Consider the following 21681-nt stretch of genomic DNA (forward strand, 5'->3'; position numbering starts at 1 on the left):
AGGTCTTATCGAGCTTAGTACGTAGCCTGGATGATCACTTGGTGAGGTATTTCCGAACCTAGTGAGGCAGCCGGAGCGAAAGCACCGTAGCACGGTTGCAAAGTATATGGCTCCGTGGTCAAGCGGTCAAGACATCGCCCTTTCACGGCGGTAACACGAGTTCGATTCTCGTCGGAGTCATTCAATTGAATATGGTGACATAGCCAAGTGGTAAGGCGTGGGTCTGCAACACCCTGATCGACGGTTCAAATCCGCCTGTCACCTCTAGAGAAACCAATAAGCTTTTGCTTATTGGTTTTTTTATGCTTATCAGATTACTTAGATGATAATTAGTATTAGCAACGAATTATAATACTTAATGAGAATAGAAATAGCGATGATCTTACGACCATCGCTATTTCAACACAAACTATATTAGGAAGAGAGACATGCTGGATTATAGTTCAACGATAACAGTATCAAATGGAGCAATATCGTTGAAGGATTTATTTCCGAACTCAGTTTCTACTGTAGTTGATTGTACTGAGTCAGAGTTGTTTATTACGATCAATTTCTTGTTAGCAGGGAAATAAGCACATTCTGTTGCTGGATTATCAGTAATATAGTTTTGCTTCAATGGCTTATTAGCTGCAAATAAAAGGATATTAAACAGTAATCTGTTGTTTAAGGTTGTTGTTTCAAATGTTGAAAGGTAGATACCTTTTCCTTTACCAAAGTTATTGCAGGTGAAGAGTGGATTACCATTTTTGTCAGCCAGGACTGTTGCGTTTCCATCTGTAAGATGAACATGAGCTCTCTCAGGGATATTACTTCCTTCAGGAATCAAATCTTTAATATCTGAGACTTCATATGACCATTTACCATGGCAAACTCTTGCTGCGGTATCTTTGTCTACACCAAGGACGGAGGACATCTTAAATGCGGCGTCAAAGCCCTCTACAGCTGAAGGCTCATTGACACCAATAAATGTTCCACCCTCATATACCCACTTAGTTAGTATTTCTTCAACCGCAGGATCACTCCAATTATCTCCGCCGCTCCATGCTGTACCTGCAGCGCCGGCATTGATGATAATTTGGTATTTAGACAAGTCAGTTGTTTTAACATCGTTAAAGTTTATAAATGATACGTTTACAGGAAGTCCTGATAAAGCTTCATTGATATGAATAAGATCATTCATGTATGTCTCATGGAAGTGACCGCTTAAAGTCCAGCTTCTAAGGCTTCCCCAGCTGTGAAGAACAGCTACATTGATATCGAGTGTATAAGGTGAGCCTGACTCATGAAGATCTCTGATTGTTCTGAATTCATCTGATATTTTTGCGATATAATCGACAAAGTCAGGATAATCCTGAACAAGATGTAAGTAACCACCAAGTCCGATACGATCGATTTTTGCTCGAAGTAAAGCTCTTCTTGTATGATTCCAGTACTCTTTTGCATCTCTTGTTGGATCTCCGCCGGGAGCGAAGGTTGGAAGACCACCAAGTCCAACAGGGAAGAGGTATGGATGGAATCTCAGCTCGTGAGTTCCTATATCCGCACCGGCGCAGAGTCTAACCTCATAACCGGAAAATACGCATTTTATGAGACCATCAAAATTAAAATCTTTAAATCTCTTGCTGTATGGCTCAACACCAACCCAGCTGTCGTCGTAGAATACATAAGCTTTTTTGCCGTATTCATGAACAATATCCACAAGTTTTCTTCCAAAAGATACTACGAAGGAATTTACGAAATCCATGTAATCCAGCTGTGTTTTTACAGGTGGCATATGTGTTACGTGAAGATTACCTTTGTTAATGAAATCTTCAGCGGTAAGTTTATAGCCATACTTTTCTGCAAATGCATCAAGCATCTTTGGGCTGACAGTGAAATCGTATGAACCCCAGTCAGTAAAGAGATTACGATTGCGGGTGCTGCTACCCCAGATCCAGACAAAGTTGTAAAACATTGAAGTGAATCTTACTACAGTAGTAGCAGGGTGAGTTTCGCACCAGTTGCGAAGCCATGTGAGCATATATTCCTGTGTTTCAGGATAAATGGGATCAATCTGCATAAGATGCTCTTTGTCCCAGTTATTTGTTGTGTGGTTGTACATGGAAATTTCTTCCCATATACGATAAGCCAGGAAACTTACGGTATATCTGTGCCAAGGTATAACATTGTTAACTATGACATTTCCAGCTTCTTTTTCGTAGGTCCAGAAACTGCTGCTGACTTCCTGATTGGTAGTTCTATCAAAAACCTGCCAATACTTCATGGAAGCCTTGCTGTCATTAACCATGAACTGTTCTTCAAAAAAATCATCCAGCAAATGAAAAGTCAGGTAAGAATCTTCAGCAATTTTTGGCTGTGTCATTAAGAATGTCTGCTGAAGCTTGTCCATATTTTCTTTTGCCCAAGCATTATGATCTCTGATTATGCAGATGGTTGAATAGATGCCATATCCGGAGTTAAGGATTTCATCTGATAAAACAGTTCCGTCACTATCTCTGATTACATCTGCTCCCCATTTTTGTGCAAGATCAAGAGTGAGTTTCTCGTATCCTGATTCTCCTGGGAGAGTGAACCCTCCCTTAGTTTGACTATTTTGTGAATCCATCGGTTTGTCCCCCCAAGTGTTTATGTTGATTAAAGTGCGCCATCACTTCTTACCTTGTCGTAATTCAAAACTCCTGATAAGTAGGCAAGTGCAAGACCCTGGCCCCAACCCTGGATCCAGTCTCTTGAGATGTTTCTGTAGCCATCTCTGTCTTTCATAACAGCAGTACCACCTGAAACATTGAGAACTCTTCCGTCTTCAGATATGTTCTCAAGTATGCCCTTGGTAGCCTTATTTATGTATTTGATGTGAAGAGGATTTCCTTTGTTGATCATTGCTGCTGCGATTCCGCAGGAAGCTGATATCTCCTCATATGAATCAGGGTCATCAAGAATAGTTCTGAAAAGACCATTCTCTGTCTGTAACAGCTTGATTGAAGCAAGCTGTTCGTTAAGAGAACCAACGATATCAAGGAATTTTGGATACAGATAGCACTCTGGAAGAACGCGTCCAACTTCTGACATAGTGTATGCTGCCCAGGCATTAGCACGTCCCCAGTAGAAACCAGACATATGGTCTTTTGTGATGTTATTGTAACCATGATAGAAAAGACCTGAAGCAGGATCCTGAAGGTATTTTATGTGCCAGTAGTACTGATTAAGAGCATCATCTATAAGCTTTTCATCTTTTAAGAGAACTCCGGCTCTTAAAAGGAAGAATGCAGCCATAAATAAAGTGTCTGCCCAGCACTGCTCAGGGAAATCGTTGTTAACTGAAACAGTGTGCTGGAGAACATTGTCTCCAAAGCGAAGAGCATCTTTTTCCAAATAGTCGATTTTGCTTTTTGCTATATCGAGATATTTTTCGTCTCCTGAATATTCGTAAAGAGTAAGCATTGCATGGCCCATAGCGCATGTGTTAACGGTCCATGATGGAAGGCCAAGTTCAATGTACTCATCAATTCTTTCTTTGAGCATTTCGATATATTCCGTTTTTTCAGTAGCAAGATATGCCTCGCAAACGCCATAATAAGCTACTCCACCAGGCCAGTCCCATGTAAGGTCCATTCTCATGGTTCTTTTTACGATCTGGTCAATAGCTTTCTCAATTTCTTTTTTGTCATAAATTAGATTTGCCATAGTGCCCTCTTTTTATCCCAAGATAATAATATTTTGAGCAAATTATAGATTGGGATGGTCGAAAAGTCTATTCAAGTAAATAAAAAAACTATGCAATTTCAACTATTTGATATAGAATAAGTGAATATATGAAATAGACGATATTTTAACATCTGAAGAAGAGGGCAAAAGAATGTCTAAACCAAAGAAAACAGTCATCGAATACAGAAATTATGAGCTTCCTTTGAATTTTCCGATACTTCTTTTATCTGGGGACAGATGGCATATTTCAGACGTGAAGTCGGGGAAACTGCATTTTCACAACTGTCTGGAAATAGGAATATGTCATTCGGATAGCGGCGTGATCGAATTTGACAATAGGCCTGTTCAGTTTAAGGCGGGTGATATGACCTTCATTTCGCGCAATGTTCCTCACACCACTTATAGTAATAAGGGAGAGGCGAGTCTTTGGTCATATATATTCCTTGAGCCCGCAGAGCTGCTGAAAGGTGACTTTGGCGGAGCTTCGCCCTATGCAAATATTTTTGAAGATATGATGCAGAACTTTCAGATGATAATCAATCGCAAGGATTATCCGGATATTTATTTTCTTATAACTGAGATCATTGAGGAGCTGAGCCACAAAGGAATGAACTATCAGCTGTCCGTTAAGGGCCTGATGTTATCTCTTTTTATGAAGATGATGAGGATTTATTCAGACAATAAAGATCTGACTCAGGATGATGAAGAAACACACGAAAACGCCATAGTTATCGCACCTGCGCTGGATTATATCAAGGATAATTATATGGTTAATTTTCCTATAGAAGATCTGGCTGACATGTGCCATCTGAGTCAGACTCATTTCAGAAGAGTCTTCAATGAGATAATGAACACAAGTCCTCTTAGCTACCTTAATACCACCAGGATACTGCAGTCGTGCATTCTTTTACGAACAACAGAGGAATCAATCCTATCAGTATCTGAGCAGGTGGGCTTCAGGTCTGTATCCAGCTTTAACAGGCACTTTTCAGAGATCATGGGCACTCAGCCCAGTGAGTGGCGCCATCGCATGGCCAAGGTGGATAATGCATCTATCTTAGAGTATACAGGATGGATGCAGGCACAGAATCTTTCTGAGGAAAAGAAGTAAAACGGAAAATCGAAGAAATGGATTTGTGAAAAATTAACAATTATTGCTCTTTCCAATTATTAAAATGCAACATATCGACCTATAAAGTTGATAATAAATGGTCGATTATGCAAAGTTTTTTCGACTAAGTGATTAGATATACCATCTAAATTATTTTAGGATTTAACTTATAAAAGGGGAGGAGCAATATAGTATGAAAAAGAGTAACACCAAAAGCATGGGGGTAAAGACAACCACATCGTGGAAGAATGCACTTAAGCGCGATTGGCAGTTATACCTACTTTTGCTTATTCCGTTGATTCTAGTTTTTGTATTTTGTTATGGTGCTTACCCAGGACTTAGAATGGCATTTATGGATTACAAGCCAGCTAAGGGATATGCCGGTAGTAAATGGGTAGGATTTGGTACATTCCAAAAAATCTTTAAAGATGCTGACTTTATCAGAGCACTTAGAAATTCAATAGTATTCAATGTATCGGATTTGCTTGTTGGATTTCCTATGCCGATAATTTTGGCACTTATCTTAAATGAATTACGTTTCCAGAAATTTAAAAAAGTTTCGCAGACAATACTTTATCTGCCACACTTCCTTTCATGGGCCATAATCGGTTCGGTAGCGCTTACAATGTTTAAGCCCTCATCGGGACTTGTGAACATAGCCTTGATGAATGCGGGTATCATTCAGGATGGAATACCATTCCTAAATGAAAAATGGCATTGGGCATTCACTTACCTGCTGATTGGTGTCTGGCAGGGTATGGGCTGGGGCTCAATCCTGTATCTGGCAGCTATCACCGGTATTAACGGAGAGCTTTATGAAGCAGCCATGATCGACGGTGCAAACAGATGGCAGAGAATGTGGCACATCACACTTCCAGGCATCAGAAGCACAATCGTTACACTTCTTATTATGAACCTTGGTCGTGTAATGGGAAGTAACCTCGAGCGTCTTACAGCTCTTGAGAATACACAGGTAAAAGACTTCCAGTATCAGCTTGCTGTCTATATCTATAACAAAGGTCTTGGAACCGGTAAGTTCTCTATGGCGACTGCGGTAGGTCTTTTCCAGTCACTCATTGGACTTTTCCTTGTACTTATTTCAGATAGAATAGCCAAGAAGCTTGGCGAAGATGGTTTGCTGTAGGAGGTGCCTTTAAATGTCAAAGAAGAATGTTCGAGGCGAAGAGGTGTCCACTTCAGCAGGTGGAGCTCACGCCGTTAATAAATTCAGAATCAGTGATGCTGTAATGATCATATTCATAGTACTGCTTTGTCTTACCTGCGTATTGCCTTTTATTCATGTAGCAGCTAAGTCAATTTCAGGAAACACAGTTGTAATGTCCAAACAGGTTTATTTCTGGCCAAAAGATATTACACTTGACGCCTATACAAGAGTGTTGGGCGATTCAACAATGACTCATTCAATGCTGTTTTCGGCAATTGTAACTCTTGTATTTACGTTACTTGGAATGGTCGTATGTACTTGCGCAGCATATCCTTTATCAAAAAAGAGACTTAAAGGAAGACATATTTTCACATTCCTTTTGATGGTGCCTATGTACTTTAGCGCAGGTATCATCCCTGCATATCTTCTTTATCAGGATTTACATATTTTAGATACAGTATGGGTTTTGATATTACCGCTTATCTATTCACCATATAACATGCTCATAATGAAAAACTATTTCCAGAGTACAATTCCTGACAGTTTGGAAGAATCTGCATTCCTTGACGGAGCTACGAATTTCCAGATACTCGGAAAAATTGTACTTCCGTTATCAAAGCCAATCCTTGCTACACTTTCTCTTTTCTATGCGGTTGGTAGATGGAATTCATATGCAGATAACATGTACTACACAAGAAGCGCAGACCTTAAGCTCATTCAGTACAAATTGTATCAGCTCGTTGCGTCTGCAGCAGAGGCACAGACAGCATCTCTTGCAGATACAGGCGGAGCAACACAGTCAACACCTGAAGTACTTCAGGCTGCCAGCATTATGTTCGTAACAATACCGATCCTTGTAATCTATCCGTTCCTTCAGAAATACTTCGTTCAGGGAACTATGATAGGTGCAGTGAAAGGCTAACGAAGAAATAGAAAATATTAACATACATTTTCTTATATTAAGGAGGAAAGAAATGAAAAAGAAGATTCTTGCAACATTACTTAGCGCAAGCATGGTAATGGGAATTGTAGCTTGTGGCTCAACAGAGACTGCAACTACAACAGAGGGTGGAGACACTCAGGCTGCTACAGAAACAACAGCTGAAGCAGCAGCAACAGAAGCAACATCAGCAGAGGCTACAGCAGAAGCTGGTGCCGGAATGGACTCATGGGAGCCATTTGCTGAGACAGTTAGCATTAAGATCCCTGTATATGACAGAGGAGACAATGGTAACGGATGTTCAGATGTTGAGAACAACTACTGGACAAAATGGGTTCAGGAGAACTTTGGTGACAAGTACAACGTAAACATCAGCTATGTTGGAATCACAAGAAGTGATGTTATGACTGACTATGCTATGCTTGCAGCAGGTCAGGATCTTCCTACAGTATGTATGGAATATGACTATGATAAGCTTGCAACATGGGAGTCTGATGGATATTTACAGCCATACAGCATTGATGAGTTCGCTCAGATCGCTCCTACATACTATCAGTCAATGGTAGACTCAGGAAACATTAACTACACAAAGTTTGAAGGCGAAGATTACCTCGTTCTTGGATTCAGACCATACGGCAACACAACATATACATGGGGAACATTCTATCGTCAGGATTGGCTTGAGGAAGCAGGATTCACAGAGTATCCTCAGACAACAACCGAGCTTCTTGAACTCTATGCAAAGCTTGTAGAAAACGGACATGAGAATCCTGTAGGAGGAACAAAAGTTTCAGGTGCAGGTATCGACCAGAACTATGGATTCAGAGATTATCCACAGGATGAGATCACATGGTGCACAACTGGTGACTATCAGATCCCAGCTCTTTCAACAGAAGCTCAGAAGAGATACTTAAAGCTTCAGAACGAACTTTACAATGATGGATATCTTAATCCTGAGTACTACTTAAGAGATGCTTCAGAAGCAATTTCTGATTTCGTAAACGGCAAGTCATTTACATGGTCAGGTTATATTTCATCAACAATGGATACTCTTGTAGCTCTTTATGATAACGAGCCTGATGCAAAGCTTGGTCTTGTTGTTAACTCTGGTAAGTTCACACAGGATGAGACATGGGGATCAAACAACTCATACAGACCTGGTTCAAACATTGGTATGATGATCGGTTTCTCAAACAATGCTACAGAAGATCAGATGAAAGCAGCAATGATGTACCTTGAGTGGCTTTCACAGCCAGAGAACCTCTTCACAATGACATGGGGTATCGAAGGTGTTAACTTCAACTACAACGAAGCAGGCGATCCGGTAGCTGTTGGTGATCAGACAGGTCTTGAAGAGCAGCAGGGTCACAACAACAACGTTGACTACTGGTGCGCAGTAACAGCTGTTAAGACACTTGGTTCAATTGAAAAAGATATCGCTGCAATCGCTCCTCAGGGACTTCCTCAGGACTTCACAGCTGACATCCTTGCTAACTACAATGGACAGGTAGCTCTTTACAACGCTGGATATGCTAACTCAGACTGCATGTTTGCTCAGGCTCTTGAGTCAGTAACAGAGTACAACCAGACACTTTATGACCTCTATGCTGAGTATCGTGATAAGCTTACAATGTGCCCTAAGGAAGAGTTCGATGCACTTTATGACGAACTTTCACAGAAGTACCTTGAGGCTGGATATCAGGCAGTTATCGATGAGAGAAAGCAGCTCCTTGATGATGGTCTTGCTACACACCTTCAGTAATATTTTTTACAAGTAAAAAGAAATTTATTGAGCCGTTCGATGTAATCGGGCGGCTCAATTTGTTATAATTGATATTGAGCTTGGAAAGGGGGAACTATGGAAGAAATTCAGAAGCTAAAAGAACTAATAGATTCATCGGAAAACATTGTATTTTTTGGCGGTGCGGGTGTGTCCACGGAAAGCGGAATACCGGACTTTAGAAGCAAGGATGGCTTGTACAATCAGCACGATGTCAGGTTTGATAAATACCAGCCGGAATATCTTTTAAGCCATAGTTGCCTTGTGTATGAGCCAAAAGTCTATTATGAATTCCACAGACAAAAGATGGATACCAGAAATATAGAGCCCAACAATGCCCATAAGTATCTGGCAGCCCTTGAAAAAACGGGAAAACTGAAAGGCATTGTAACTCAGAATATAGACGGTCTTCATCAGAAAGCCGGTAGCAGAGTTGTATATGAGATTCATGGAAGCGCGCTCAGGAACTACTGTATGAGCTGTGGAAAAGAGTATCCGGAGGATTATATTTTTGAATCTGATGAGCCTATACCAAAGTGCAGCTGCGGAGGCATAATAAGACCTGATATCACATTATATGAAGAAGGCCTTCCTGAAGATCAGGTGTCAGGGGCAATAGAAGCTCTTTCTAAAGCTGATATGCTTATTATAGGAGGAACTTCATTATCAGTTTATCCTGCAGCTTCATTTATTAATTATTTTAGGGGAAAAAGCTTAGTAGTAATAAATGAGAGCGATATAGCAGTCAGAGGAGCTGAGAATACTCTTATAATAAGAGAGAAAATTGGAAAGGTATTCACAGAACTGGCTAAATTACAGGGGATAGAGCTATAACAGTCAAAAGAAATAAGGTAACTGTCAACACTGCAAAAAGCCACAGAAAAAACGCAAAATAATACGGAAAAATGCTTGCATTTATCACGTGGATATGATAACATACCATTCTGTGATAAATTCCTTGCTGCTTGACTGATACAAGTAGCCAGAGACCAAAAGGAGGTAACAATAGCATGAACAAATACGAATTAGCCGTTGTTGTTAGTGCAAAGATCGAAGACGATGCCAGAACAGCAGTCATCGAGAAAGTAAAGAAGACTATCGAGAAGCATGGTGGTCAGATTACTAATGTCGATGATTGGGGTAAAAAGAAGCTCGCTTATGAGATCGAGAAAATGACAGAAGGCTTCTACTACTTCATCCAGTTCGACGGCGAGCCTACTGCACCAGCAGAGATCGAAGCTCGTATGAGAATTATGGACGGCGTCATCAGATATTTATGCGTTAAGAACGAGGCTTAAATAGAAGAGGACGAAAATATGAATAAAGTTATACTATGTGGACGTTTAACAAGAGACCCAGACGTAAGATATTCACAGGGAGAGTCAGCTACAGCTGTTGCAAGATATACACTTGCAGTTGACAGAAGATTTGCGAGAAGAGATCAGCAGGACGCACAGACAGCTGATTTTATTGGAATCGTAGCTTTTGGTAAGGCTGGAGAGTTCGCTGAGAAGTATTTTAGAAAGGGAACCAAAGTTATCGTAACAGGACGTATCCAGACTGGTAGCTATACCAACAAGGATGGCGTTAAGGTATACACAACTGATGTAGTTGCAGAGGATCAGGAGTTTGCAGAGTCTAAGAACTCTTCTGCTGGAAACAGCGTTAGCTATGACAATGCACCTTCAAATGAACCTGCACCTTCTGCGGCTGGGGATGGCTTCATGAACATTCCTGACGGAATTGACGAGGAGCTTCCTTTCAATTAATTAAGGAGGTAATTAACCATGGCTTTCACAAAGTCTGATAAGTCCGATGCTCCTGTAAGGAGAAAGGGCGGAATGCACAGAAGAAAGAAAGTTTGCGTTTTCTGTGGCAAGGATAATGTAATCGATTACAAGGATACAGCAAAGCTTAAGAAATTCGTTTCTGAAAGCGGCAAGATTCTTCCTAGAAGAATCACAGGCAACTGCGCTAAGCACCAGAGAGAGCTCACATCTGCAATTAAGAGAGCTCGTCACTTGGCACTGATGCCTTACGTAGCTGAGTAATCGGCATAAAATCAAGGGTTTGAGGTAATGGTAACACCAAAGGACATAAAAAGGACATAAAAATCGTTCCTGATAATGCCCAATAATTACCGATAATTCTTTATAAACATGGAAATAAGCTTTTTAAAAGGCACTTTCTAGAAGAAATTCTAAAAAGTGTCTTTTTTGTTATTCTGAAGATTCCTTCCTCGTATAACCTGGGTTCGTCGTCAAAACAACTCAAAGGAGGAAGTGAAAAATGGCTAAAGTGATAGCAATCGCAAATCAAAAAGGTGGAGTGGGTAAGACCACTACCGCTGTCAATCTTGGAACAGGTCTTGCTTCAGAAGGAAAGAAGGTCCTTCTGGTTGATGGAGATCCTCAGGCATCTTTGACAATCAGTCTTGGATATGATGAACCGGACCAGTTAGAGGAAACACTTGTAGGTGTTCTTTCTAAGGTGGTCAATGAGGAAGAAATACCTGATAAGTATGCAGTGATCAACGTAAGAGAGAATGTTGACCTTGTTCCATCCAATATTGAGCTTTCTGCAGTAGAGATTTCTCTTGTTAACACCATGAGTAGAGAGCTTGTTCTCAAATCTTATATTGAATCCGTTAAAGACAAATACGACTACATAGTTATCGACTGTATGCCTTCCCTCGGCGTCATGACTGTAAATGCTCTGGCATGTGCTGATTCGGTCATTATTCCCTGTCAGGCGGCTTATTTACCGGTAAAGGGATTACAACAGCTTATAAAGACTATTTACACCGTTAAAAGGCGTTTAAATGCAAAGCTGGTTATCGAAGGCATACTTCTCACCATGGTTGATAACAGGACCAATTATGCCAAGGACATATCTCTTGAAGTAAACGAAGTATATGGTAAGAGCATTCCGGTATTTCCAGTAGAGATACCGTTGTCAGTAAGGGCTGCAGAGATCAGTTCTGTGGCAAAGAGCATCTTTGAGTATGATCCGAAGGGAAAAGCTGCTATTGCTTATCATTCACTGGCAAAGGAGGTGCTAGCTCATGGCTGCTAAGAGAGAAAAGATACATTTTGCATCTGTAGATGAACTATTAGGAGCACCTAACCTCACAGGAGAAGGCACAGAGATGCTCAAACTTGAAAGCATACATTCCTTCAAGAATCATCCATTTAAGGTTATTGATGATGAGAAAATGGCAGAACTAAAGGAAAGCATTAAGGTAAACGGCATTCTTTCCCCGGTTCTTGTAAGGCCTGATGGAAAAGGCGGTTACGAGATGATTTCCGGACACAGAAGGATGCATGCGGCTTCGATGATCGGGCTGGATATGATACCGGCTATAGTGAAAGAAATGTCTGATGATGAAGCTGTAATAGTGATGGTTGATAGCAATGTTCAGCGTGAAGAGATCCTGCCTAGTGAGAGAGCCTTTTCATTGAAGATGAAGATGGATGCATTAAAGCGTCAGGGAAAAAGAACAGACCTTGAAGAGACTTCTGGCACTGAGTGCCAAAAGTTAACTGGAGATCAAGTTGGTGAATCTTTTGGACTTAAGGACAGGCAAGTTCGTAAGTATGTGAAACTAACGGATCTCAGCCCGGAGCTTATGCGAATGGTAGATGAAAAGCAGATATCCATTGCTTTGGGTTATGAGATAGCATTTTTCGATAAAGAAGTGCAACAGTGGATCTACGAGTACAGGTTAGAAAATGGATTTATCAAGCCAGAACAGATAGAAGCTCTAAAAAAGGAACCTGGGCTTGCGAACATGACTCAGCATACGACCATCTTGGCACTTAACAGAGCATTGCCTGAGATTAAGACGAGTGGAAAGGTTGCTCTTTCAGAAAAGAAACTGAATAAATTCTTCCCATCACACATGTCGTCCAGGGAAAGAGAAAAAATCATTCTCAACCTGCTTGCAAAGTGGAAAGAAGAACAGGAGGGCTAAGCGATGAAACTTGATTATCATTATGGGAAACAGGCGCTCCAATATGCAATGGTGGAAATACCACTTCTCATGTTCATAGATGATGCCTTTGAGCCTCTTTCAATAGAGGCCAAGGTTGTCTATGGAATCCTTCTACAGAGAATAAGGCTTGCCAACAGAAATGGATGGCGCGATGAAGATGGAAAACTCTATGTGATCTATCCTCTGGAGCAGATGCATAAGGACATAGGGCTATCTACAAGAACAATTAGTGATTCATTAAAGCAGCTTGAAGACCTCGGAATAGTTGATATATGTGTCAGAGGTCAGGGAAAACCAAACTTGTATTATGTTAAGAACTTTATCTATAAGGATGAAAAAAGTGATTCCAGACCTGCAAAAATTGCATGTCTGAACTAATGAAGGGAGTTAATGGGGAAATGAAGTTCGAATATTTCAACGGAAGGGAAACAGCTTCAAATTGCTATTTCATCATTCCTAAAGCACTTCAAACAGATCCGGAACTCAGAAAGCTGTCTGTATATGCCAAGTATCTTTACGGACTTATGCTGGATAGGATGAAATTATCAGCGAAGAATAATCAGATTGATAATGAAGGAAGGGCCTTTATCTACTATTCTACAGAGAGTATTCAGAAGGATCTTGGCCTTGGCAGAAATACAGTTTTTAAACTTCTGGATGAACTGGATGCAGATGGTGGTGTTGGCCTCATAGAGCGTGTAAAGCTGGGACAGGGAAGAACATCCCGTATATATGTCATGAGAATTGTTGAGGCTGAACAGGAATTTACTGAGGATGAATATGCTGAAGAGAATGCTCAGAAGTTTAATAATTGGGATTCAGGAGAAAAAGAGGATGTTTCAGAAGTCCAAAATGTAAACTTCAAGAAGTTTAAGAATGGGACTTCTAGAAGTCCAAAATCTAACACTCTAGAAGTTTATGATCAGGACGCTAATAAAAAAAATATTAATAAAAATATTAATAATAATCTTATCCATATCTATCCTGCTAACAGTACAAAAGTAAGGACAGATGCGACAGGACGAGATGCGGAAGAAAAAGCTTACAGGGAAATTGTCATTGATAATATCGCTCCAGACAGGCTTATTAGCATCTTCCCTGGTGATGAAACAGTAGTACAGGGGATAGTGGATCTAATGGTAGACACACTTACATCTACGAAAGAGACATTCATGGTTGAGAGTCAGGAAAGAAGCGCCAATATGGTCAAGAGCAGATTTATGAAGCTTGATACATTTCACATTGAGTCAGTAATAGCTAAGCTCCTAAAGCTCCCTGAACCACCAAGAAATCCTAAACAGTATCTCATGGCCATGCTCTATAACGAGCCTTTGACTATGGATGCCAGCATAAAGGCTGAAGTTAATAGAGACTGGGGCAAGATTGTTTCAGAGAAGACACAGAATAACGAGTTTGAAGAATTGATGGAGGGTTGACTATGTTTATATTAAAACTATTGCTTAAGGCTATATTGTTACCGGTATTCCTGATGGTTTGCTTCATCAGGACTTGGGTTGAAGTGCTTTCCAGAATTGGCTGTGTGCTCCTGGGGCTCTTTTATCTCGTGATGCTTGCAATAATATTCATGTATGTCAGCAAGCAAATGTGGGGAGCTGTGGCTATATCTGTGGGAATGTCTTTTGGGGCGTTTCTAATATCATTTGCAGCAATTGCAGTAGGCATGGCACTTGAAGGGATTGGAGATAAGATTGGTGAAATTCTAGCATCATAAATACTTAAAAGAAAAATGCCTGTTTATAGTAGGGTATTAAGAGTAGAGCTTTTGTGTTATGATACAAATTAATTATTTCATTAAAATAGATAAAATAATTGCATGCGAACATGTGTTCAAACAAGGCTGGTCATGCTATAATTCTAATGTAACGGAGTGTTTTATGAAAACATCAGAGCTGTTTTCTAAGAAAACGGGTAAAACTGGATTATATAATATTCAATCAATAGATAACATTCCATCTATAATGGCTCGTGGTTTATTGTCCAATGAAAAGGCATCAAGTATAGAGCATATTTCTATTGCTATGCAGGAGGTACAAGAACGTAGAGATGTAGTATATGTACCAAATGGGATGCCACTGCACAAATACGCAAATTTGTATTTTGATTCCAAGAATCCGATGCTTTATAAAAAGAAAGAAGAGAATGAAAACCTTTGTATTCTTAAGTTTAGTATAAAGGTACTTGATATTGATGGCGCTATAGTTTCTGATAGCAATGCATCAAGCCAATATGCAAGTTTCTACTCTCCTGAAGATGGATTGGAACGAATTGATTTTGATTTGGTATATGCGAAGGATTGGACGGATGAGAATAGATTCGTATATTTTCATAAGAAATCTGTAAAGTGTGCTGAAGTACTTATTCCTTATAAAGTACCATTTGATTATGTTATTGGAGCGGCTGTGTATGATAAATCAGCTGAACAGAAATTGCTAAATATGGGATTTGATCGAAAGATATATGTAGATCATGATTGTTTCTTTTAAGGAGAGATGGTGAAATGATAGTAAAAATAGGTGATATATTTGAAAGTAATTGTTCCACCATCGTGAACACTGTTAACTGTGTAGGTGTTATGGGTAAAGGAATAGCATTAGAGTTTAAAAAACGCTTTCCGGACATGTTCATGGATTATAAGCTAAAATGTGATAGAGGCGTTGTGAAACCAGGGCAGCCATATATTTTTCATGAAAAAAATATGGATATTTTGAATTTTCCAACCAAGGATCATTGGCGCTCTCCGTCGAGACTATCTTATGTTGTCGATGGGCTTGATTGGTTTGTTCAAAACTATTCGGCTCTAGGAATAGACCACATTGCATTCCCACCGCTAGGATGCGGGAATGGTGGGTTAAGTTGGGATGTTGTGGGACCTATAATGTATCAAAAATTGGAAAAGCTACCTATATCTATAGTGATATATGCCCCGTTTGGAACGAGCGCAAGAGAAATGTCACCAGAGTTTCTTTCTGGGACAGTACAAGAGGAAAATGTGGTCGGAAACTCTAATTCAAGAGTGAATCCAAAGTGGTATCTAATCCTTCAAGTCGTAAAAGAACTAAACGAGAGAAGATATGCATTAAAGGTGGGGAGGACCATATATCAAAAGATATGTTATGTCTTAACCCGCAATGGAGTAAATACGGGATTTGTGTTTTCAAAGGGTAGTTATGGTCCTTTCTCCTCCCAGGTAAAAGATAGTATAACTGCGTTGGCTAATGCTAATCTGGTTGTAGAAAAGCAGCTTGGAAAGATGATTTCTCTTAGTGTATCTGAGGGTGTTGAGATTCATAAAGAAAAGTTTTCAGAAGAAGAACTTATGGCGGTGAAAAAAACGGTTGATTTATTTGGCAGGGTTAAGAGTACGGAACAGGCTGAGATGATTGCAACAGTTTTGTACTCATATGATCAGTTGGTGAAAACTTCTGATGAGGTTTCTGACAAAGATGTATATGATTATGTTCTTGATTGGAAACCTCGTTGGAAAGACGAAAAAGAATACGACTTATGTGATACGATTCAAAATATGGCGATGCTATCACAGATGAAGGTCAATTGCAGTGGACAGTTGATGGATACAATGCGTGTCTGATATTTGATTATGTTAAACAGCAAGAAGGCTCCTGGGAATAATGTATATTTCCGAGGAGCTTTCTTTTGGATTAATTATTTATTGCAGCTGTGAACTGATAAATTATTCTATTAGGAATTCCGATTTCTGCTTTGCTTAGCTATGTAATGTACTCATTTATTTCTGATAAAATGTATTCATTTGATATTAATTTGGGATTGTATTTGCTGGTAATTATTGTTGTATTTGCTTTAGTTGGACTAAGTATACTTCTTAGCGTGAATAAGATAAAGGATGATACTATAATTGATGCGCTCAAAGAGGATATCAGTTAAGTTGGCAAAAACGGCTTTTAATCGTTAATTATAGATTATGTGAAGGTTTTTCCCATGCGTAACAATATATTAGAATTACTAGGAATAGTGTCTGGCTTGACAGCTTGTGCACTGAAAAGATGGTTAAGAAACTGAAATGTTATATACATGAGGATTTTGGAGGAGTAAACTACTCGTAGAGTGCCCTATAATACTGGACTAAACGATTCGTCGGTTGCGGTATCTGGGACAAAAGATTTATTCTGCTCCTTGAAAGGAGGAGCTGACAGATGGATGCTTCAAAATTTGGAAAATTCATATCAGATCAGAGAAAAGCACTTGGTATGACACAGGCAGATCTGGGGAATAAGCTAATGGTAACTGATAAGGCGGTTAGTAAATGGGAACGAGGATTAGGATTTCCTGATATCAACACACTGGAGCCTCTTGCAGAAGCATTGCAGGTCAGCGTACAGGAACTTATGAGAGCAGAAAAAAATGTAACACAGGTAACTAATGAAGAGGCTGTTTCCGAGGCATTACGAAACACCATCTCTGTAGCTGATAAACAGCTTAAGGATGCGGAGAAACGAAGCATTGTGGTAATACTCGGTGTAGTAGCAGTAGTAGTATTACTAATGCTTGCCATTGAAAACATGACTTTGTCAGAAATAGTAATGACGGCAATATTTGTCTATCTGCCATTGGTATGTATTGTTGCTGTAATTGCGCTATTTGTAAGAGTGCTGATTCAGAAGAAAAAGGGTGGAGCTTATAAGAAAACACTTTTCTGGGCGGCAATACTTACAGGTGTGATAGTGGTGATTGCTCTCGGATTCTTTATTGCGGGAATGATTGCATTTCCTGGAATGAATTATTAATTGAGTATAAGATTATAAAACAATATGATGGTGAGAAAGAGATTTTATCGGTATCTATCATAATTCAATGAAACTTATTCATATAAGAGAATTGTTCATAAGTCAAGAGCTATTTAGAAAATTGTCTAAATAGCTCTTGACTTATTGGATTTAAAATTATATATTCTATTTAGAAAATATTCTAAATAGCTTTGGAAAGGAGTCATGCCATGGCCTTTGCCGAAACATTCAAAGCTCTTTCAGATCCGGCTAGGAGAGAAATACTGGAAATGCTAAAGAAAGGTCCCCTATCAGCCGGAGAAATAGGGGCTCATTTCGATATGACAGGAGCGACCATATCTTATCACCTAAAGATACTTAAGCAAGCCGATCTGATTTTTGAGAGTAAAGAAAAAAATTATATATTTTATCAGTTAAACACCAGTGTTTTAGAAGAAATCATGTTGTGGATTTCAACACTAAAAGGAGGCGATTCAGATGTTGAAAGAGAATAAAAGAACCTTAATAATTGCAAGCGTTATTACTATACTTCCAATCATTATCGGTATATTTTTGTGGAACAGTCTTCCGGATGTAATGGCGACACATTTTGGAGCTGACAATGAAGGAAATGGATTCAGTAGTAAGGCATTTGCAGTTATAGGAATTCCGATGCTTCTTTTAGCTGTTGAGTGGATAGGTGCATTAGTAACAGCGCATGATCCAAGGAAACAAAATATAAGTCCCAAAATGTTTTCTATTATGTTATGGATTGTTCCGGTAATTTCCATAGTTGCTACAGCTACAATGTACTCTTATAACCTGGGGTATAAGATGAACATAACCTTTTTTGCTGAATTGGTAATGGGGCTGGCATTTGTTGTTTTAGGTAATTATCTTCCTAAAGCAAGACAGAATTATACAATTGGAATAAAAACACCGTGGACTTTATCAAATGAAGATATTTGGAACAGAACACATCGCTTGGCTGGTTATCTTTGGGTTGTTGGAGGGATTACTATTGTTGTTTTTTCATTGATCGGATTTACAAAAGTATATTTGATGATTGCTATTATTGCTGTCATGGCTGTGATACCGTACATTTATTCTTACTCACTACAAGTAAAGCATCATAACTTGCAATCATAATGATAATTCAGGAGGATTTAATAGCCTGAAAAGAGATTTTGACAGATACGGATTTGGTTCATGAATGATATTATTGGAGTGTGGTGACTAGAGTTGCCACACTCTTTTTTGTCCAGTTACGCTGATAACTGTGCTACTTGCGTCAAGGTACTTATATGCAGGTTAACAGAGTCGATATAATCAGTATAAGAGGAGAGGTAATGATAAAGATAGCTGTCTGTGATGATGAAAAGAATGTGAGGAATTATATACGGGAACTTATAATTGATCAGGATATTGACTGCGAGATAAAAGAGTTTGCTAATTCATCTGAATATTTTTTAAACAACTATGAGCCGGACATTCTTGTCTTGGACATTGATATGGGAAAAGACAGTGCTTCCGGTATGGAAGTGGCCGATTTGATCAGAAAGAAGTCGCATAAGCAGCCACTTATAATATTTATTACAGGATATCCCGAATATGTGTTTAATGCCTTTGATGTAGAGGCTTTTCATTATCTTCTGAAACCCATTGATGAAAAGCAGTTTGCCAGAGTAATGCAGTTGGCAATAACTAAGGTTACAAAGATATCGGATTCAGATACGCAATCGCTGGAAATTCAGCACGATGGAAACAGGAAGATTGTTCCTCTCAAGGATATTTCATATATAGAAAGTCAGAACCATAAGGCTGTTTTGCACATTAACAACAGAAAAATAGCGTATTATGCAAGAATCGGTGAGCTCGAGGAAGAACTTAGTGATTCATTCTGCAGGATTCATAAAGGATACCTGGTAAACCTGGCATATGTGGATGAATATTCCAAGTCAGAGGTTACATTGACGACCGGAGAAGTACTTCTGATATCAAAATATAAGTATAAAGATTTTGTCAGGGCACACATGAGATTTGTGAAGAAGTCTGAACCGGGGGATTTTTAATATGAGTGAAACAAGCTTTTCTTCGTTTCAGATGGTTATGGCAATAATACAAACGCTGGTTTATGCCGCCATGCTAACAGTTACATTTTGGCCTTTTATTTCAGATGAAAACGGCAGAAAAAAGAGATATGGGATTAAGGTAGCCAGCGTTGGACTGATCTATATATTTCTATCTGTGATTGCCATGTTTATTCCTGCATTTGGATTACCGGGGATGGTTCTGGCTATTATAATTCCCGGAATTCTTTCAGGCTGGCTGGGAATAAACCGCCATTTTGCAATATATTTGGGAACCGTATTCTTCTGCTTGATTCGTTCAGTGGGGCTGCTTGGAAACAGCGTTATATATGTTCTAAGTATAAGAAGAGCGGAGAACCTTCCTGCTGAAGCTGCTATGAAGAACACGGCATTTGTCTATTCAGGAGTATATGCTGTTGAAGGAGCCTGCGTACTTGCTCTGATTTACACTATCTGTCACAGGGTAATCAAGCAGAAGCTGGATTTATCCTTTAAGGAATGGACTTATCTTTCAATAATGCCAGTTATAGGAATTGTTTTTGCAGAAATTGTAGACAGACTTTTGTTTGTTCAGAAGGATGATGTTGTATTTGGAATATATGATGAATACCCGGTTTTCTTACTGTTTGTTCCTGCAATTGCGCTTCTGTTCTGTATCGGCATTTTTCTGACAGTTGTTTCATATCTTGAGATGGTCGCACTTCAGGATGAAAGCAAAAAATACTTTGCACAGGAACAACAGATTAAGGCTATGCAGGAACGCATGGAGGAAGTCCAAAACTTCTATGGCGGCATTCGTAAAATGCGGCATGAAATGAAGAACCATCTTACAAATATAAAAGGTCTGGCCAGAAATGGAAATTACGAAGAAATTGATCAGTACATTTCCAGGATAGACCGGGAACTGGGCCAGCTTGAAATGACTATTTGCACTGGAGATCCTGTGCTGGATGTAGTGATTAGCGACAAGAAGAAAATTGCCAGGGAATTGGGAATACAATTTGAAGAATCTTTCATCTATCCCAAGGAATGGGGATTTGATTCTTATGATATAGGAATCATAGTTAACAATCTGCTGATGAATGCTATTGAAGCATGTGGAAAGATTGCAGACGGCGAACGGTATATAAGAATCAGAAGCTATACGAAAAAGAAATTTTATATGATAGATGTGACCAATTCTTATGACGGAAAGCATGGGTTTAATATAAAAAACGGTCTGCCAGTAACTTCCAAGGATAAGGCTGGTGTACATGGCATAGGGCTGGAAAATGTAAGAGATGTTGCTCACAAATATATGGGCGATATTGATATAAAAACTTGTGATAACGTGTTTGAAGTTTCTGTTCTATTACAGGAGCCAAGATAAGGAAAGGCGGTGTTCGTATGAGAGTTGAAGGTATTGATCAGAGTATGGCAGCTCAGTTTCAGGGAATGGGGGGATCAGGTCAAGAGGCTGCTATTGAGAAAAAAATCCAGTCATTGAAGAGAGAACTTAGTGAACTGGAAAAGAAAGATGAATTATCGCAGGACGAAATCAAGAAAAAACAGGATCTTCAGCAGCAGATTTCCGAACTCGAACAGGAACTTCAGAAAATCAAGGCTGAGAAGCAGAACCAGAAAGCTGACAGGGAAAAGAACGAGGATAAAAATGAGCCTGACCGGATTAAAGAGGAAGGTAAAGGCGAAAATATTGATGAATATGTTTGATGTATCTGTTTATAAAAAATTTATATAAACAATCTTCAATTATCTATTATTTTAGTTTTTCTAAGAACCGATATAAAAAGTGAAAGCTGTAACTATGCTCTTTTTTGACAACACAGGGAGGTGTTTCATGAAGATACAGCAGAACATGGATGTGCAGAATAGCTTTATTCAGGATCAGACCGGCGTAAATTCTGCGTCTAAATCACATACTAATAACAAAAACAGCACAACGATATCAGGTGCAAATCTCACAGGAGATAGCCTGATAGCTCAACGACAGGGTCTTGCAAAAAAGCAGGCTCTTAAAGTCGTGTCCGATGCTTTTGGCGGAGAAAAGAAACTGGATGCCCAGATGCAGGGAATAAAAGATGAGATAAAGCGCCTGCAGGATGAGATCAATGAGAAGAGTGCTGATACAAGAGA

The 21681-nt window shown here is 39.4% G+C and carries 24 protein-coding genes and 2 tRNA genes; 24 read left to right on the top strand and 2 right to left on the bottom strand.

The window, feature by feature from the left end; all coding sequences use genetic code 11:
• Positions 1-108: 108 nt before the first annotated feature.
• Both E7303_RS15980 and E7303_RS15985 read left to right on the top strand, forming a co-directional pair.
• Positions 109-180: transfer RNA gene (locus tag E7303_RS15980), tRNA-Glu, on the top strand.
• 13 nt (positions 181-193) lie between these two features.
• A tRNA-Cys gene (locus E7303_RS15985) sits at positions 194-264 on the top strand.
• 172 nt (positions 265-436) lie between these two features.
• Here E7303_RS15985 and gnpA read toward each other — a convergent pair.
• Both gnpA and E7303_RS15995 read right to left on the bottom strand, forming a co-directional pair.
• Positions 437-2605: a 1,3-beta-galactosyl-N-acetylhexosamine phosphorylase gene (gene gnpA / locus E7303_RS15990; protein ID WP_292146417.1), complete on the bottom strand. Its 2169-nt coding sequence runs from the start codon at positions 2603-2605 to the stop codon at positions 437-439.
• Positions 2606-2634: 29 nt separating this feature from the next.
• Entirely contained in the window at positions 2635-3684 is a 1050-nt protein-coding gene (locus E7303_RS15995; protein WP_022775266.1) for a glycoside hydrolase family 88/105 protein, read from the bottom strand.
• Positions 3685-3856: 172 nt separating this feature from the next.
• On the opposite strand from E7303_RS15995, the gene E7303_RS16000 reads away from it, so the two are divergent.
• The 22 genes from E7303_RS16000 to E7303_RS16105 form a co-directional block, all read left to right on the top strand.
• A complete protein-coding gene (locus E7303_RS16000; protein WP_292146419.1) occupies positions 3857-4816 on the top strand; it encodes a helix-turn-helix domain-containing protein in 960 nt (319 codons plus the stop codon).
• 193 nt (positions 4817-5009) lie between these two features.
• Positions 5010-5960 carry an ABC transporter permease gene (locus E7303_RS16005; RefSeq protein ID WP_292146421.1) on the top strand — a complete coding sequence of 317 codons (951 nt, stop codon included), beginning with the start codon at positions 5010-5012 and terminating at the stop codon, positions 5958-5960.
• Between the two features lie 13 nt (positions 5961-5973).
• Positions 5974-6903, top strand: a complete 930-nt coding sequence (locus E7303_RS16010) for a carbohydrate ABC transporter permease (RefSeq protein WP_292146422.1) — start codon at positions 5974-5976, stop codon at positions 6901-6903.
• A gap of 52 nt (positions 6904-6955) precedes the next feature.
• Positions 6956-8683, top strand: a complete 1728-nt coding sequence (locus tag E7303_RS16015) for an extracellular solute-binding protein (protein ID WP_292146423.1) — start codon at positions 6956-6958, stop codon at positions 8681-8683.
• Between the two features lie 96 nt (positions 8684-8779).
• A complete protein-coding gene (locus E7303_RS16020; protein ID WP_292146424.1) occupies positions 8780-9535 on the top strand; it encodes an NAD-dependent protein deacylase in 756 nt (251 codons plus the stop codon).
• 176 nt (positions 9536-9711) lie between these two features.
• Positions 9712-9999, top strand: a complete 288-nt coding sequence (rpsF, locus tag E7303_RS16025; protein ID WP_022775257.1) for a 30S ribosomal protein S6 — start codon at positions 9712-9714, stop codon at positions 9997-9999.
• A gap of 18 nt (positions 10000-10017) precedes the next feature.
• Positions 10018-10470 (top strand): single-stranded DNA-binding protein, encoded by a 453-nt coding sequence (locus tag E7303_RS16030; protein WP_022775256.1) that lies wholly within the window; start codon positions 10018-10020, stop codon positions 10468-10470.
• An 18-nt stretch (positions 10471-10488) separates the two neighbouring features.
• Positions 10489-10752, top strand: coding sequence for a 30S ribosomal protein S18 (gene rpsR, locus E7303_RS16035; RefSeq protein ID WP_022775254.1), 264 nt, complete (start codon positions 10489-10491; stop codon positions 10750-10752).
• 238 nt (positions 10753-10990) lie between these two features.
• Complete coding sequence (locus E7303_RS16040) at positions 10991-11776, top strand: ParA family protein (RefSeq protein WP_292140932.1); 786 nt, start codon at positions 10991-10993, stop codon at positions 11774-11776.
• Entirely contained in the window at positions 11766-12674 is a 909-nt protein-coding gene (locus E7303_RS16045; protein ID WP_292140930.1) for a ParB/RepB/Spo0J family partition protein, read from the top strand. The genes E7303_RS16040 and E7303_RS16045 overlap by 11 nt, the downstream gene beginning before the upstream one ends.
• Before the next feature lie 3 nt (positions 12675-12677).
• Positions 12678-13073, top strand: coding sequence for a replication initiator protein A (locus tag E7303_RS16050; protein WP_292140927.1), 396 nt, complete (start codon positions 12678-12680; stop codon positions 13071-13073).
• Between the two features lie 20 nt (positions 13074-13093).
• Positions 13094-14131 (top strand): DUF6017 domain-containing protein, encoded by a 1038-nt coding sequence (locus E7303_RS16055; RefSeq protein WP_292146425.1) that lies wholly within the window; start codon positions 13094-13096, stop codon positions 14129-14131.
• Positions 14132-14133: 2 nt separating this feature from the next.
• Entirely contained in the window at positions 14134-14427 is a 294-nt protein-coding gene (locus E7303_RS16060; RefSeq protein WP_292140922.1) for a hypothetical protein, read from the top strand.
• 163 nt (positions 14428-14590) lie between these two features.
• Entirely contained in the window at positions 14591-15199 is a 609-nt protein-coding gene (locus E7303_RS16065) for a DUF4433 domain-containing protein (protein WP_292140920.1), read from the top strand.
• Between the two features lie 14 nt (positions 15200-15213).
• Positions 15214-16305, top strand: a complete 1092-nt coding sequence (gene darG, locus E7303_RS16070) for a type II toxin-antitoxin system antitoxin DNA ADP-ribosyl glycohydrolase DarG (RefSeq protein WP_292140918.1) — start codon at positions 15214-15216, stop codon at positions 16303-16305.
• Positions 16306-16888: 583 nt separating this feature from the next.
• Entirely contained in the window at positions 16889-17479 is a 591-nt protein-coding gene (locus E7303_RS16075; RefSeq protein WP_292140915.1) for a helix-turn-helix domain-containing protein, read from the top strand.
• 209 nt (positions 17480-17688) lie between these two features.
• Positions 17689-17973, top strand: coding sequence for an autorepressor SdpR family transcription factor (locus E7303_RS16080; RefSeq protein ID WP_074755681.1), 285 nt, complete (start codon positions 17689-17691; stop codon positions 17971-17973).
• The gene (locus E7303_RS16085; RefSeq protein ID WP_292140911.1) at positions 17957-18607 is read left to right on the top strand and encodes an SdpI family protein; all 651 of its coding nucleotides are present in this window, start codon (positions 17957-17959) and stop codon (positions 18605-18607) included. The genes E7303_RS16080 and E7303_RS16085 overlap by 17 nt, the downstream gene beginning before the upstream one ends.
• 200 nt (positions 18608-18807) lie before the next feature.
• Positions 18808-19530: a LytR/AlgR family response regulator transcription factor gene (locus E7303_RS16090; RefSeq protein ID WP_292146426.1), complete on the top strand. Its 723-nt coding sequence runs from the start codon at positions 18808-18810 to the stop codon at positions 19528-19530.
• A 1-nt stretch (position 19531) separates the two neighbouring features.
• Entirely contained in the window at positions 19532-20917 is a 1386-nt protein-coding gene (locus E7303_RS16095; RefSeq protein ID WP_292140906.1) for a sensor histidine kinase, read from the top strand.
• A gap of 17 nt (positions 20918-20934) precedes the next feature.
• A complete protein-coding gene (locus tag E7303_RS16100) occupies positions 20935-21258 on the top strand; it encodes a FlxA-like family protein (protein ID WP_292140905.1) in 324 nt (107 codons plus the stop codon).
• Positions 21259-21385: 127 nt separating this feature from the next.
• Positions 21386-21681: hypothetical protein (locus E7303_RS16105; protein WP_292146427.1), on the top strand; the 296-nt coding region annotated here is incomplete at its 3' end.

Source organism: Butyrivibrio sp. (genome assembly GCF_015056685.1).
Classification (GTDB): Bacteria; Bacillota; Clostridia; order Lachnospirales; family Lachnospiraceae; genus Butyrivibrio.